The sequence below is a fragment of the Burkholderia sp. CpTa8-5 genome (assembly GCF_017815045.1).
In the GTDB taxonomy this organism is placed as follows: Bacteria; Pseudomonadota; Gammaproteobacteria; order Burkholderiales; family Burkholderiaceae; genus Burkholderia; species Burkholderia sola.
Window position 1 is genome coordinate 38,369 of sequence record NZ_JAGIQD010000006.1, and the last position, 15,073, is coordinate 53,441.

A 15,073-nucleotide genomic window follows, 5' to 3' on the forward strand; every position below is an offset into this window, starting at 1 on the left:
CTTGTCGATGAATGGATGTCGGATTACTTGTGCGTGCCGCCGAGCAAGCCGCCGATCAGCGACGTGACGGGTGCGAGCAGGTTCGTGCCGGAGCCGGAGCTCGTGACGGCACCCGTGCCGCCGCTCAGCGCCGGCGCGCCGACGGTGCTGGTGGCTGCGGGGACCGGCGCTGCAATCGGATTGCCGCCGCCCGTTACGCCGCCGAGCGCGCCGGTGACCGCGGAGACGAGGCCCGTCACCGGGGCGAGCGGGCTGCCGCTGCCGCCTGCCGCACCGCCGAGCGCGCCCGTCACGGTGGAGACCAAGCCGGTGACGGGTGCGAGCGGGCTGCCGCCCGCGCCGCCCGCCACACCGCCGAGCGCGCCGGTGACAGTGGAGACCAGGCCGGTGACCGGAGCCAGCGGGCCGCCACCTGCGCCGCCTGCGGCGCCGCCAAGCGCGCCGGTGACGGTGGAGACGAGGCCGGTGACCGGAGCCAGCGGGCCGCCGCCTGCGCCGCCTGCGGCGCCGCCGAGCGCGCCGGTGACGGTGGAGACGAGGCCGGTAACCGGAGCCAGCGGGCCGCCGCTCGTGCCGCCTGCTGCACCGCCCAGACCGCCGACGGTGCCGAGGAGGCCGGCGAGCGGCGCGAGCGGATTCGTCACGCCGCCCGTGCCACCCGTGAGCAGGCCGCCGACGGCCTTCACGGTGTTGCCCGTCGACGAGACGGTGCCGCCGAGGCCCGTGGTGACCGGGTTGCCGCCCGTCGATGCGATCAGCGCGCCGGCCTGGTTCAGCCCGTTGCCGATCGTGCCGAGCAGCGTGTTGACCGGTGCGCCGAGGCCGGTTGCCGCGCCGATCGTCTGCGTCGTCTGGCCGACCATCGTCGTGATCGGCGTGATGGCCGAGCTGACCGTTTGCGTGACTTGCTGGATCGGGCCGGTCGACAGCGCGTTGGTGAGCGTGGTGCCGCCGTTCGACACGGCGCCGCCGAGCGTCGATACGAGGCCGCCGACGGCGCCCGTGACCGGCGCGAGCGGCGACAGCGGGCCGCTGCCAAGGCTCGTGACCAGATTGCCGGTTTGCGTGACTGCGCCGCCGAGCTGATTGACCACGCCGCCGGTGCTGGCGACCGTGGTGCCGACCGGATCCTTCGTCGCGCCGAGCTGGCCGAGGCCGCTGCCGAGGCCATTGCCCAGCGCGGTGACCGCGCCGCCTACGCTTTGCACGATGCCGCCCGCGGCTTGCGTGGTGCCCGGATTGACGCCCGGCAGCGACTGGCCGGCGATGACGGTGCCGAGACCCGAGACGGCGCCGCCGGCATTCGTGATGATATTGCCGCTTTGTGCGAGGACAGTTCCCACTGCGTTCGACGAGACACCCGAGGTGCCTGACGTACCGCTCGTACCCGACGTACCGCTGGTGCCCGAGGTGCCGCTCGTACCCGAGGTGCCGCTCGTACCCGAGGAGCCGCTGGTGCCGGACGTGCCGCTCGTGCCCGAGCTTCCGCTGGTGCCGGAGCTGCCGCTCGTACCCGAGGTGCCGCTCGAGCCGTTGCCGCCCGACGTGGAGATCGTATCGCCGCCGCCCGAGCTGGAGCCGCCGCTGATGCCCTTGCTGATCGAACCGGAGCCGCCGCACGCGGAGAGGGAGAGCATGGCTGCAACGGTGGCCGCGATCAGAGTCGTCCGGAACACGCCATGAGGGATAACCTTAATGTCCATTTCTTCCTCGCATTAAAAATGTGTTGTGAACTGCGTTGTGTTGAGTGATGCGAGGACTACTCTGCAACTGTCGTGCCATTTCGATGGCCGATGGTTCGACAACAGGTTTTAAACGTGGCAATTCCTTGTCGGAAAAGGAAGTCGCGGGAATTGAAAGATTGTTGAATCTGTTTAAAAGCAGATGAATGAGAACGGTTTCGGCCGTTTCGTAACGTAACGTCACAACATTGGCGTTACGCGTGCGGCGTAACGTGGGCCCCACGCAGGCTTGGTGGACACGGCAATGGTTTTACTGATGGATTAGGTGTGCACATCTAACCTATCGTAAATCCTATGTGTAAGTCGTACCGAAACGCCGTACAAATACGTCGTGCTCCTGGTCTTTTTTTCCGTCAGAGCGGTTAAAAGAGGTTGGAATTTAAATAGGAACGGATATAGAATCGGGAGCAGATGTAAGGAAATGTACGGTTCGGTACACTACGTTCGAGGAGGAGCGCTATCGCGAATGTTAACTTGCATCAAATCGTGAGCAATGCCCTTCGGGGCGACCTATAAAGAAAGCGCACCCGGTTGACGTTACAGCAGATGTGACGAACGGTTGGGGCAAACGGCCAGAATGCGGGGATGTATACGTATAAAGGCCAGAAAACGTAAATACAGGCACGAGGAATAAAATGAAAGCAATCATCAAGCGTTTCCTTAAGGAAGAAGACGGGGTTACCGCAGTCGAGTATGGCCTCATCGCAGGGCTGATCGCCGTTGCTCTCGTCACTGCCGTTGGCACGTTGACGGGCGGCATTTCCGGGGCGTTCAGCTACATCGCGAGCCAGCTACCGAAGGCATAACGAACGAGCTTTTGCTCATTTCCCTGTTGTCAGGGGCGCGGATTGCTTCGGCAATCCGCGCGGTAAGTTTTGCCGTTCGGGGCGTAAATGATCCTGCTAACTGGCGTCGGGGTTTTCCTCGCGTGGGCGACGCTCGTCGCGCTTGAGGACATCCGGCATAGGCGCATACCGAATTCACTGGTGATCGGTGGGTTCGTATCCGCATTTGTGCTCGCCGGACATAATCCATTAGGCATATCCGTGAATCAGGCGCTCATTGGCGTACTGGTCGGCTTTCTCGGTCTTTTCCCGTTTTTCGTGCTGCGCGTCATGGGCGCAGCAGACGTCAAGGTATTCGCGGTGCTGGGCGCGTGGTGCGGCCCGCAAGCATTGCTGTGGCTCTGGATCGTCGCAAGCCTGCTGGCATTCGCGCATGCGGGCATGCTGGTCTTCTCCACCCGTACGCCGGTGTCGGCCCTGTGGCAGCGGCGTTCCCCGACGATGCAGATCGCCGGTTTCCGGGCCTCGCCGTATGCCGCGTTTCTCGTGATCCCCGCGGCCCTGTGGTGCCTGTACCGGATCGCGACCGGGGGAGTGCAATGACGGCGGTTCGTCCGGCATCCGGGACGCGGCGTCGCGAGCGTGGCGCGACGGCGATCGAATTTGCGCTGATGCTCCCGGTGTTTTTCCTGATCCTGTACGCGATCATCACGTACGGGATGATCTTCGCGGCCCAGCAAAATCTGACGCTTGCCGCAACGGAAGGCGCGCGCGCCGCGTTGAACTATCAGCAGGTCGGTGCGGCCGCATCGGTGCAGGCAGCGCAGCAAGCCGCGCTGGCGGCGCGGGCCCAGGCCGCATGCACGGCCGCGACGAACCTGACCACCTGGCTGAAAGGGTCGACATGCTCGCCCACGCAGCAAGGTAACTGTTCGTACGACGCGACGATGCTGTGCGTCCAGATCACGCTGACCTACCCGTACGCGCAGAGCCCGCTGATTCCGTCGTTCCCGCTGCTCGGTTCGCTGTTGCCGGTGCCGTCGACACTCACCGGAACCGCGATGGTGCAGATCAGCCCGGTCAACATCATGTAGACGGCGGCGACCGCGCCGTGCCGGTCGAGGGCGCCCGGTCGGCGACGTCGCGCGGAGAATTCAATCGTGAGTAGCGGGGAAGCATAACAACACCATGGCCAACAACCTGACGAAGATCATCGCGGGCTTGCTGATCGCGATCGCGATCCTGCTCGGCATCTATGCGTGGATGCTCGGTCGCAAGCCGGCCGACGTCGCGCCGGTTGCGTCGACGGTCGCGACGCAGAGCGTGCCGGTCGTCGTGACGACGCGGCAACTGCAAGCCGGCCAGCCGATTCCGGCCGATGCGCTGAAGGTCCAGCAGTCGAGCGCCGCTCCGCAGGGGGCGTTCGCCGATCCGCTGCAACTGGTCGGCCGCATTCCGGCAGCGGACATTCCCGCGCAGGCGGCCGTCGTCGGGAGCGCATTGTCGTCCGGCCTCGCCGAGCAGATTGCACCGGGAGAGCGCGCCGTGGCGATCAAGGTCGACGAGACCAACGCGGTTGGCAACCGCGTGCGGCCGGGCAACTATGTCGACGTGTTCGTGAATCTGAAGCGCGACGGGAGCGGCGTGGCGATCGGCGGGACGTCGACGGCCGAGATCGTGAATACTCAGGCGCGGCTGCTGATGTCGAAGGTCCGCGTGCTGTCGTTCGGCGATGCGACGACCGAGCGGGACAGCTCGAACGGCTCGGTGATCGGCACGCGGACCGCGGTGCTGGCCGTGCCCACGGCGCAGGTCGACGCGCTGACGCTCGCCGAGCAGAGCGGCCGGCTCGTGCTCGCGCTGCGTAGTCCGCGCGACAACGACGTCGCGGCGCAAACCGTCGCCGTTCGTGTCGGCGACGACAAGAGTCCGTCGGCGCTTGCCGCGGCCGGCATGGTGCTGGGCGAGTTGTCGAAGAGCGCGACGACGGCGCCGGCCCCGCGTGCGGCGCCACGGGTGGTCGCGCGGCATCCGAGCGGCGGCAGCATCGAAGTCATTCGGGGTGGGCGGACCGAAACGGTCGCTTATTGAGCGGGACGAAGACGGCAAAACAATGAAAAAGAAACTGGTTGGTTTGGCGATTGCATTGAGCGCACTGGCGATGCCGCCGCTGTCGGACGCGGCCGACACGAGTGGCACGATCAGCCTTGCGGTCGGCGCGCAGCGGCAGCTTGCGACGGGGCGCGCACTGCAGCGGGTCGCGGTCGGCGATCCGTCGGTGGCCGACGTGCTCGTCGTGAAGGGCGGGCGCGGCGGCGTGCTGCTGGTGGCGAAGAATGCCGGTGCGACGAACGTGATGATCTGGGAGCGCGGCCGCGACGAGCCGACCGTCTATAACGTGAACGTTACGAGCGGTGCGGCGCGGGCGCTGCTGGACGGCGCGTCGCCGAGCGTGAACACGTACGGCGGCGCGACGGTGATCGGCGGTGCGGCCGCAACGCTCGACGGACATCAGCGGGCAGTCCACGCAGCGAAGACGGTCGGCGGCAAGGACGGAACGACGCTCGATGCGTCGACGATCTCCGGCAAGAATGTCGTGCAGGTCGACGTACGTGTCGTCGAATTCAGCCGTTCGGTGCTGAAGCAGGCGGGCCTGAACTTCTTCAAGCAGAGCAACGGCTTTGCGTTCGGCGCCTTCGCGCCGACGGGGCTCACATCGATTACCGGTACGCCGGGCGGTTCGCTCACCTACAACACGAACGTGCCGATTTCGTCGGCGTTCAACCTCGTCGTCAATTCGGTGACGCACGGGTTGTTCGCCGACCTGTCGATTCTCGAGGCGAACAACCTGGCCCGCGTGCTCGCGCAGCCGACGCTCGTCGCGTTGTCCGGCCAGAGCGCGAACTTCCTCGCGGGCGGCGAGATTCCGGTGCCGGTGCCGCAATCGCTCGGCACGATTTCGATCGAATGGAAACCCTATGGCGTCGGGCTCACGGTCACGCCGACCGTGCTGAACCCGCGGCGGATCGCGCTGAAGGTCGCGCCCGAGTCGAGCCAGCTCGACTTCGTGCATTCGATCACGATCAACGGCGTGCAGGTACCCGCGCTGACGACGCGGCGCGCGGACACGACGGTCGAGCTCGGCGACGGCGAGAGCTTCGTGATCGGCGGCCTGATCGACCGCGAGACCACGTCCAACGTCAACAAGGTGCCGTTCCTGGGCGATCTGCCCATCATCGGTGCGTTTTTCAAGAATTTGAGCTACCAGCAGAACGACAAGGAACTCGTGATCATCGTGACGCCGCATCTCGTTGCCCCGATCGCGCAGGGTGCACCGCTGCCGGCGACGCCGGGCGAGCTGTCCGAGCAGCGCGACGGTCCGGTGTGGCGTTCGTATCTGGGCGGCATGGCATCGCCGGACGCGGGGCCGGGGTTCTCGAAATGAGCGCGCCGAATCGTTACCGGACCGCGCAGGCCGTCGCGTACGACGCGATGCCTTGCTTCATTGGGAGTATCCAAGATGAATGCGAGAACCTACTCTTTGGCTGAGCCCGCCGTCACCGACTACTTCGTCTGTGCATCCGCGCTCGCGGAGCATGTGCACTGGCTGTCGCAATCGCTCGTGTCCGCCGGCGCGGTCGAAGGGGTGCCGCTCGACGGCGCCGCGCTGTCGCAGCGTATCGGCGTGCTGAATCCGGCACTGGTGTTCATCGATTTTTCCGGTGACTGCGCGGCGGCAAGCACGGTGGTCGCCGCGGTACGCGCGGCGCATCCGGGCGTGCCGGTCGTCGCACTGGGCTCGCTCGCGCAACCGGAAGGGGCACTCGCCGCGCTGCGCGCGGGCGTGCGCGATTTCGTCGATTTTTCCGCGCCGGCCGATGAGGCGCTGCGGATCACGCGCGTATTGCTCGACAACGTCAGCGAGCCGGCCAACCGTCACGGGAAGGTCACCGCGTTGCTCGGCGCACGCGCCGGGATGGGCGTGAGCACGCTCGCCGCGAACCTGTCGGTGCTGATGCAGCGGCGGCCGGCCGACCCTGCGCGCACGGCGGCGCTGCTCGATCTCGGGCTGCCGGCCGGCGACGGCGCGTTGTTCCTGAACACGCGGTGCGAATTCCATTTCGTCGAGGCCGTGCGCAACCTGCGCCGGATCGACCGCACGTTCGTCACGACCGCGCTCGCACGTCATTCGAGCGGCGTCGCGTTGACGACGCTGCCACCGAATCTCGCGGAGTTGCGCGACGTGGCGACGGCGTCGTGCGCGGCGTTGCTGAACCGGCTGCGCGCGTTCTTCGATCACCAGATCGTCGATCTCGGCGGCTTCCCGAATCGCGAATTCATCGCGCAGGTCGTGAACCTGGCGGACGAAGCATGGCTGGTCTGCGACCAGGGCGTGGCATCGGTCGTGTCGGCGGTAGAGATGCTGGACGGGTTGCGCGAGGCAGGCGCGGCGACCGGCCGGATCCGGCTCGTCGTCAACCAGTTCGACGCCGAGCTTGGGCTGATGCCCGCGCAGATCGCCGAACGGCTCGACCTGTCGCTGGTCGCGACGCTGCCGTCGCGGCGCGTGTCGATCGGGCATGCGGCGAACCAGGGCAAGCTGATCGCCGAGGTCGCGGAACGCGATCCGTACGTCCGCGCGCTCGGGCCGCTGGTCGAGCGCCTCGCGGGCGCGCCGGCGCCCGGAGCGACACAGCGTGCGGCCGGCGGCCTCTCGGCGCTCAGGCGAATCATTCAATCCTCAACGAAGCGGTCGTAAGCGATGGCACACGACATTCAATTTGCCGACGGCGCAGCGCCGTTCTCGCAAACGCAACAGTTCCACGACATCAAGAATGCCGCGCACGAGCATCTGCTCACGCGGATCGAGGAACTGGGTGCCGAATTCGGCCGTTGGTCGCGACAGGCGATCAACCAGTTCGTCGATCTCGAAATCGACAGCTTCGTGCGGCTGCGGCGCATCCCGCTCAACGAGAGCGAGGTGCGCGCGGTGGCCGAGGCGCTGACGAAGGAGCTCGCCGGCTTCGGGCCGATCGAAGACCTGTTGGCGGACCCGCATGTCGAGGACATCCTGATCAACGGCTACAACGACATCTACGTGTCGCGCCACGGGATCCTGTCGAAGCTGCCGATCCGCTTCACCGACAACGCGCATCTGCTGCGGATCGTGCGGCGGATTCTCGCGCCGGTCGGCCGGCGGCTCGACGAATCGAACCCGATGGTCGATGCGCGGCTGCCCGACGGCGGGCGGGTCAACGTCGTGATCGAACCGCTGTCGATCGACGGCCCGGTCGTGTCGATCCGGAAGTTCCGCAAGGATCCGCTGAAGCCCGAGGACCTGCTGGGCAACGGCACCTACAACGAGGAAATCGGCCGGCTGCTCGAGGCTGCGGTCGATGCGCGCTGCAACGTCCTCGTGTCGGGCGGCACCAGCTCGGGCAAGACGTCGCTGCTGAACGCGCTGGCGTTCCACATCCCGATGGCGGAACGCGTCGTGACGATCGAGGATACGGCCGAACTGTCGTTGAATCACCCGCACGTCGTGCGGCTCGAGAGCCGTCCCGGCGGGTTCGACGGCAGCGGCATCGTGACGATTCGCGACCTGCTGCGGAACACGCTGCGGATGCGGCCGGACCGGATCATCGTCGGCGAAGTGCGCGGCGGCGAAGTGCTCGAAATGCTGCAGGCGATGAATACCGGCCACGACGGATCGATGGGCACCGTGCACGCCAGCTCGCCGCGCGAATGCCTGTACCGGCTCGAGATGCTGGCCGGTTTCGCCGGTTTTCAGGGCACCGAAGCAAGCCTGCGGCGGCAGATCGCCAACGCGATCGACTTCATCGTGCAGATCGGGCGGCTGTCCAACGGTCGCCGCCGCATCCTGTCGATCACCGAAGTCACCGGCATGTCGGACAACATCGTGTCGACGCAGGAGCTGTATCGTTACGAGGCGCGCGTCACCCCGGAGGGCGAAGAGATCGATCATTGGGAGTCGCTCGGCATTCATCCGCATTCGCCGAAGCTGGCACGTTTCCGCAGCACGCTGGTGTCGTCCGGCGGCGGCGGGTTCGGTGGCCACTTCGGGCGAGGCGGAGGCTTCAATGTCTAGCGCCACCTTGCTCGCGCTGATGTTCGCGCTGATCTGCGCGGCGGCCGGGTTGCTGCTGTGGCGTGCAAGCCAGGTGCGGGAAGGGCGTGCGCATGCGCAGCGGTTCTTCGACAGCCGGGTGGGACAGGGCGCGCGCGCCGCGGCCCCGGCCGGCGAGACGCGCACCGCACGCGCCCCGGCGGCCGGTACGGCCAACGCGCAGGAGCCCGAACAGGGGTTCGCGCGATGGCGCGCGTCGGCGTTCGGTGCATGGGCCGTGCTGTCCGACCGTGCGGGCCTCGACGAAGTGCGCACCGGCCTCGTGCTGGCGCTCGGGGTCCTTGTGATGCTCGCGCTGTGGGCCGGCATGGCTGGCGGCGTGCTCGCCGCGGCAGCGGCGGTCGTTGCCGGCAGTGTGCTCGTCGTGCTGTGGATCACGTCGCGCATCAGCCGGCGCCGCCTGAAGATCGTCCGTCAGTTGCCGTCGTTTCTCGACGGGATCGTGCGGCTCGTGACGCTCGGGAACAGCGTGCCGGCGGCGTTCCAGTCGGCGCTTCAGACGACCGAAATGCCGCTGCGCCGCTGCCTCGACGACGTGTCGCGGATGCTGCGCTCCGGTGTCGAGATCGATCGCGCGATGCTGCACATCGCGCACACCTATCGTATCCGCGAATTCGAACTGGTCGGTGCGGTGCTGCGTCTGTCGGTCCGCTACGGCGGGCGGGCGGACGTGATGCTCGACCGGATGTCGACGTTCATGCGCGATCTCGAGCAGGCGGAGCGCGAACTGTCCGCGATGTCGGCCGAAACGCGGCTGTCCGCATGGGTGCTGGCGCTGTTGCCGATCGCGGTCGGCAGCTTCGTCATCGCCACGAGCCCGCGCTATTTCACGACGATGTGGAGCGACGATAGCGGGCGTCAGATGATTTATCTGGCGTTCGTGCTGCAGGCGGTCGGCGGTTTCTGGCTGTACCGGCTCGCGCGGCTGAGGTGAATCGATGGATGCAAACCGTTTAGGCGCCCTTGCGCTGGTGCTCGGATCGGTCGGCGTGCTGCTGCTCGCCGCGCTCGCGATCGTTCGCATCGTGCTCGTGCAGCGTGCCGAGCGCGCGCTGGTGGATGCGCTCGATCGCCGGACAGCGGCGATCGAAGCGGCCGCCGCGCGCGCCGGTGCCACCGAGCCCGCGCGCGACGCGGCGGCGCCTGCCGCGCCGCGCGTCCGTTTCGCGGGGCTGCGCGAACGCTTCGAAGACGTCGGGATGCGGTGGCTCGAGACCGGCTTCAGCCGGTATCTGATCGCCGACGAAGACCGCCAGTTGCTCGAGCAGTGCGGTTTCGTCGACGTGCGCGCCAGAGCGCTGTTCGTCGGCGCGCGCATCGTCTGCGCGATCCTGCTGCCTGCGCTCGCCGTGCTGGTCCTGATCGGCCGCGGGCAGCAGACGCGCTGGCCGTTGTGGATCTCCGTCGCGCTCGTGACCGGCTACATGCTGCCGAAAATCTACGTGCGGCGGCGCGCGACCGCGCGCCGGCAGAGCATCGGGGCCGAACTGCCGCTGCTCGTCGACATGTTGCGGCTGCTGCAGGGCGTCGGCCTGTCGCTCGACCAGAGCATCCAGGTCGTCACGCACGATTTTCAGACGATGCTGCCGGTGCTGTCGTGGGAGCTCGGCGTCGCGCAGCGGCAGTTCGCGGCCGGGCGCACGCGCGAGCAATCGCTGCAACGCCTGACGAACAGTTTCGACAACGAGGATCTGCGCGCGATCGTGCGTTTGCTGATTCAGGTCGACAAGCATGGCGGCGCGGTGCAAGAGCCGCTGAAGCAATTCGGCGATCGTCTGCGCGAAGGGCGTCGCGCGACGCTGCGCGAGCAGATCGGCCGCCTGACGGTGAAGATGACCGGCGTGATGATCGTCACGCTGTTGCCGGCACTGCTGATCGTGACCGCGGGGCCCGGGATCATGACCGTGCTGTCCGCGCTCGCTGCGTTTCAGCGCTGATGCGGCATGAGGGGAAGGAGCGACACAAGATGAATCGATTGGGGTGGGTTCGCACGATTGCAGGCGCGACGGCGTGCGCGTTGCTGGCCAGCGGGTGCGCGATGTTCAAGGAGTCCGGATACGGAATCGGTGCGCAGGCCGAACGTGGCGCGCTGATGCAGGCCGCCGCCGACAAGAATGCGACGCCCGATACGCCGGGCATGTATCTGGGCCTGATCGAGCGGATGCAGGCGCAGGGGCTGTATTTTGCGTCGCTCGCGCACATCGATCAGTACGAGAAGCAATATGGCGCATCGCCGGATACGATCCTGCTGCGCGCCGACGCATTGCGCGCGACCGGCCAATACGACGCCGGCGTGGCCGCCTATACCCAATTGCTGACGACGCCGCTCGCCGCGCGCGGCTATCGCGGGCTGGGCCTGACCGCCGGCGCCCGCGGCGATTTCGCGCTGGCCGCGCAGAAGCTCGAACAGGCGACGACGCTTGCGCCGACCGATGCGGCGACGTTGTCCGACCTCGCGTATTCGAAGATGCGCGAAGGCGATCTGGCGGGCGCGCGCGTGCCGCTGCTGAAGGCGGCCGAACTCGAGCAGAAGAATCCGAAGATTCTCAGCAACTTCGTGCTTTACCTGTTCGCGACCGGTCATGCGAAGGACGCGCGGCGGCTGATGGATCAGCAGAAGCTGTCGCCCGCGGTGCGCGGCCAGATTCGAGACGACGAGACGAAGGTCGCGGCCGCGATGCGCGCGAAGCAACGCGCCACCGCCTATGCGCCGGCCAATGTGCCCGTGCCGTCGGTGGCGAGCAGCGACAATCTGGATCTTGCCGTGCCGCTGCTGCAGCGTTTCGCGCGATAACGACGATATTCACGGAGGCCATCATGTTTCACCTTTCCTCAATCCGCGTGTGGGCCGTGGGCATCGCGTTCGCCTGCTCGCTGGGGGCGGGCGTCGCGCATGCGCAAGGCGACACGCCGGCGGCCGAAATCGGTCATGCGACGAGTGCGCTGTTCGACCTGCAGCGCTCGAACCGCGCGGCCGCCACGCCGCAACCGATCGATGGCGCCGCCGGTACGTTTGCCTATCAGCGCTATATCGACTCGTTCAAGACGCCGATTCCGCAGTGGTTCGGCACGATGTCGGCGTCGGGCGGCGGTAGCGGCGGCGGCAGCGGCGGACTGTCCGGTGGCGATCTCGCGCGCTGACGGAGCACCACGGTGACTATCCGGCACAGTGGCGGCACGATCCGTCGCGCGTCACGACAGCGCGGCGCGTTCTCGGTGATGGCGATCATCGCGACGCTGATCGCCATTACGACGCTTGGCGCCATTGGCGTCGGTAATCTCTTTTACCAGCGTCGGGACGTGCAGCGGATTGCCGACATGGCCGCGCTCGCGGCCGTGCAGAGGATGGACGACGCCTGTTCGCAGCCGACTGCCACCGCGACCAGCAACGCGCAGTCGAACGGGCTCAACGCGTCGAACGGCGACACGATCAACATCGAGTGCGGCCGTTGGGATACGTCGGTCAACCCGTCACCGAGCTACTACGCTGCCGCGACATCCGGGGCCACGCAGTTGAACGCGGCCAAGGTGATCGTCAGGCGTCAGGTGCCGTTCTTCTTCGTCGGACCCCCGCAGACGATATCCGCGGTATCGACCGCGCGTTCGACGAACATCGATACCTTCTCGGTTGGTGCAACCCTGGCCGCGCTCGGCGGGGTCGGTTGCGCGGGCGGATCCGCGCCGGCGTCCGGCAATCCGGGGCTCGTCAACGGGCTGATCGGCGCGCTGCTGGGCGCCAACCTGAACCTGAACATCGCATCGTATCAAGCGCTGGCGTGCACGAACGTGACGATCGGCGATCTCGTTGTGGCGGCGGGCGTCGGCACGGTCGATCAACTGCTCGCGCTGAAGCTCACGTTGCCGCAACTGATCCAGTTGATGGTGAACGCGGCCACGAAGACGGCCGTCGCGAACGCAAGCCTGCAGGCGAGCATTGCGACGCTGCAAGCGATTCTGAACGCGAACGTTCCGGGCACGTCGATCGGTCTCGGCGGCGCGGGCGGGTTGCTGAACGTCGCGCTCGCGGATACGCAGGCGGCGCTCAACGCGCAGGTGGATCTGCTTGATCTGCTGATGGTCGGTGCGGAGATCGCGGCAACGGGCAAGCCGGCGGTCGCGGTTAACGTGCCGTCGGTGAATCTCGGCGGGCTGACGGGGACGCAGTTGCAGGTGCAGATCATCAGCCCGCCGTCGATCGGTGTCGGCGAGGGTGGGAAGGATCCGGCGACGGGAACGTGGCGGACGAAGGCGTCGACGGCGGCGGTGGGTGTGTATCTGAATGTCTATCTTGGGACGGCGCAGTTGCCGCTGCTGGGCGCTTTGCTGGCGTTGCTGAACGTGAAGGTCGATGTCAATTTGCCGATTTATCTTCAGGCCGGTACCGGCACCGCCACATTGAACTCGACGCAATGCGCTTCCACGCAGGCGGCAAGCACGGCCGTCATTACCGCCCAACCGGGCGTGGCCAATCTGTGCATCGGCAAGCCGCCGCTCGATTCATCCGGCAAGATCAGCCTGTCGTCGAATTACAGCTGTACGTCGCCTGCACAGATCATCAACTCCAATGTTCTCGGGCTGGCCCAGTTGACAGTTTCCATGTCCAACATATCGGTTCAGGTCCAAGGCGCGTCCCAATCGCATACGTTCAGTGGCGTACCGGGGATCGATGCGAATTACTGGACGGTGAACTCGAATGCGCTCGGTTCGGCGCTTAGCTCGGCTTTGACGCAACTCGCGGCTGCGAATATCACCGTCAACCTCGGCCTGTTCGGCGCCAACGTCCTGACGGTCCCGGGGAACTTCGTCTCCACATTGCTCACGTTTTTGACCGGCCTGCTCGGCCCGCTCCTGTCGAGTCTCGACGCAGTCCTCGTTCCGCTGCTGAATCTCCTCGGCGTCCAGGTCGGTGCGGCGACGGTCCATCAGATCTCGCTCAATTGCGGGGTCGCCCAAACGGTTTACTGAAGAAGCAGATCAGATGAGAAATACGCCCGCAATCGAAGAGCTCGACCTGTACGTCTGGGAAGGCAAGGCGGACATCGTCGACCGCGTCGCCCGGTGCATGGCGAGCTTCGACGTCGAAGTGATCCGCGCCGACAACGCGACGGTCTCGCCCGAGCGCGCCGCGATGCGGCGGTCGCTCGCGATCATCAGCGTGACGATGATCGAAGGCGGCGCGGCATTCCTGCGCGACTGGCAGGCCAATATCGGCATGCCGGTCGTCTGGGTCGGCGCGGCGCGCGACCACGACGCGTCGCAGTATCCGCCCGAGTACTCGCACATCCTGCCGCTCGACTTCACGTGCGCGGAACTGCGCGGCATGATCGGCAAGCTCGTCACGCAACTGCGCGCGCACGCCGCCGAAACGTTGCAGCCGTCGGAACTCGTCGCGCACTCCGAATCGATGCAGGCGCTGCTGCACGAAGTCGATACGTTCGCCGACTGCGACACCAACGTGCTGCTGCACGGCGAAACCGGCGTCGGCAAGGAGCGCATCGCGCAACTGCTGCACGAAAAGCATTCCCGCTATCGGCACGGCGAGTTCGTGCCGGTGAACTGCGGCGCGATTCCGGATGGCCTGTTCGAATCGCTGTTCTTCGGCCATGCGAAAGGGTCGTTCACGGGCGCGGTTGTTGCGCATAAAGGCTATTTCGAGCAGGCGGCCGGCGGCACGCTGTTCCTCGACGAAGTCGGCGATCTGCCGCTGTACCAGCAGGTCAAGCTGCTGCGCGTGCTCGAGGATGGCGCGGTGCTGCGCGTCGGCGCGACGGCGCCGGTCAAGGTCGATTTCCGTCTGGTCGCGGCGAGCAACAAGAAGCTGCCGCAGCTCGTGAAGGAAGGGCTGTTCCGCGCGGACCTCTATTACCGGCTCGCGGTGATCGAGCTGAGCATTCCGTCGCTGGAAGAGCGCGGTGCGGTGGACAAGATCGCGCTGTTCAAGTCGTTCGTCGCCCAGGTGGTCGGCGAGGAGCGGCTCGCCGAGTTGTCGGACCTGCCGTACTGGCTCACGGATTCGGTGGCGGACAGCTATTTCCCCGGCAACGTGCGCGAACTGCGCAACCTCGCCGAGCGCGTCGGCGTGACGGTGCGGCAGACGGGCGGCTGGGATGCCGCGCGGCTGCAGCGGCTGATCGCGCACGCACGCAGCTCGGCCCAGCCGGTGCCGGCGGAGAGTGCGGCCGAGGTGTTCGTCGATCGCAGCAAGTGGGACATGAACGAGCGTAACCGTGTGATCGCGGCGCTCGACGCCAACGGTTGGCGGCGTCAGGACACGGCCCAGCAGCTCGGCATCAGCCGCAAGGTGTTGTGGGAAAAAATGCGCAAGTACCAGATCTTCGACGAAGAGCCCGAGACCCGCGAAAGCGAGTAATTAATGAGATAAAATCGCGTGGAATGAC

At 66.5% G+C, this 15,073-nt stretch carries 14 protein-coding genes; 13 read left to right on the forward strand and 1 reads right to left on the reverse strand.

The features are described 5' to 3' along the window. Window positions 1-23: 23 nt before the first annotated feature. Window positions 24-1,703 carry a collagen-like triple helix repeat-containing protein gene (locus J8I35_RS11605; protein WP_209925478.1) on the reverse strand — a complete coding sequence of 560 codons (1,680 nt, stop codon included), beginning with the start codon at window positions 1,701-1,703 and terminating at the stop codon, window positions 24-26. A 674-nt stretch (window positions 1,704-2,377) separates the two neighbouring features. On the opposite strand from J8I35_RS11605, the gene J8I35_RS11610 reads away from it, so the two are divergent. From J8I35_RS11610 to J8I35_RS11670, 13 genes are all read left to right on the forward strand, one after another. After that, entirely contained in the window at window positions 2,378-2,548 is a 171-nt protein-coding gene (locus J8I35_RS11610; RefSeq protein ID WP_209925480.1) for a Flp family type IVb pilin, read from the forward strand. An 87-nt stretch (window positions 2,549-2,635) separates the two neighbouring features. Then, the gene (locus J8I35_RS11615; RefSeq protein WP_050012684.1) at window positions 2,636-3,130 is read left to right on the forward strand and encodes an A24 family peptidase; all 495 of its coding nucleotides are present in this window, start codon (window positions 2,636-2,638) and stop codon (window positions 3,128-3,130) included. Next, the gene (locus tag J8I35_RS11620; RefSeq protein WP_209925482.1) at window positions 3,127-3,621 is read left to right on the forward strand and encodes a TadE family protein; all 495 of its coding nucleotides are present in this window, start codon (window positions 3,127-3,129) and stop codon (window positions 3,619-3,621) included. Before J8I35_RS11615 ends, J8I35_RS11620 begins: the two co-directional genes overlap by 4 nt. Before the next feature lie 94 nt (window positions 3,622-3,715). Then, window positions 3,716-4,618, forward strand: a complete 903-nt coding sequence (cpaB, locus tag J8I35_RS11625) for a Flp pilus assembly protein CpaB (protein WP_209925484.1) — start codon at window positions 3,716-3,718, stop codon at window positions 4,616-4,618. 22 nt (window positions 4,619-4,640) lie between these two features. Next, the gene (locus J8I35_RS11630) at window positions 4,641-5,972 is read left to right on the forward strand and encodes a type II and III secretion system protein family protein (protein ID WP_124593170.1); all 1,332 of its coding nucleotides are present in this window, start codon (window positions 4,641-4,643) and stop codon (window positions 5,970-5,972) included. 75 nt (window positions 5,973-6,047) lie between these two features. After that, entirely contained in the window at window positions 6,048-7,286 is a 1,239-nt protein-coding gene (locus J8I35_RS11635; RefSeq protein WP_209925486.1) for a fimbrial protein, read from the forward strand. Window positions 7,287-7,289: 3 nt separating this feature from the next. Continuing rightward, window positions 7,290-8,636, forward strand: coding sequence for a CpaF family protein (locus tag J8I35_RS11640; protein ID WP_050012503.1), 1,347 nt, complete (start codon window positions 7,290-7,292; stop codon window positions 8,634-8,636). Beyond that, entirely contained in the window at window positions 8,629-9,609 is a 981-nt protein-coding gene (locus tag J8I35_RS11645; RefSeq protein WP_209925488.1) for a type II secretion system F family protein, read from the forward strand. The genes J8I35_RS11640 and J8I35_RS11645 overlap by 8 nt, the downstream gene beginning before the upstream one ends. A gap of 4 nt (window positions 9,610-9,613) precedes the next feature. Continuing rightward, entirely contained in the window at window positions 9,614-10,612 is a 999-nt protein-coding gene (locus tag J8I35_RS11650) for a type II secretion system F family protein (RefSeq protein ID WP_050012505.1), read from the forward strand. 29 nt (window positions 10,613-10,641) lie between these two features. Continuing rightward, window positions 10,642-11,469, forward strand: coding sequence for a pilus assembly protein (locus J8I35_RS11655; RefSeq protein ID WP_209925490.1), 828 nt, complete (start codon window positions 10,642-10,644; stop codon window positions 11,467-11,469). Window positions 11,470-11,492: 23 nt separating this feature from the next. Beyond that, window positions 11,493-11,816, forward strand: a complete 324-nt coding sequence (locus tag J8I35_RS11660) for a DUF3613 domain-containing protein (RefSeq protein WP_209925492.1) — start codon at window positions 11,493-11,495, stop codon at window positions 11,814-11,816. A 12-nt stretch (window positions 11,817-11,828) separates the two neighbouring features. After that, window positions 11,829-13,640, forward strand: coding sequence for a TadG family pilus assembly protein (locus J8I35_RS11665; RefSeq protein WP_209925493.1), 1,812 nt, complete (start codon window positions 11,829-11,831; stop codon window positions 13,638-13,640). Window positions 13,641-13,653: 13 nt separating this feature from the next. Beyond that, the gene (locus J8I35_RS11670; RefSeq protein WP_050012509.1) at window positions 13,654-15,045 is read left to right on the forward strand and encodes a sigma-54 dependent transcriptional regulator; all 1,392 of its coding nucleotides are present in this window, start codon (window positions 13,654-13,656) and stop codon (window positions 15,043-15,045) included. The last annotated feature ends 28 nt before the right edge of the window (window positions 15,046-15,073 follow it).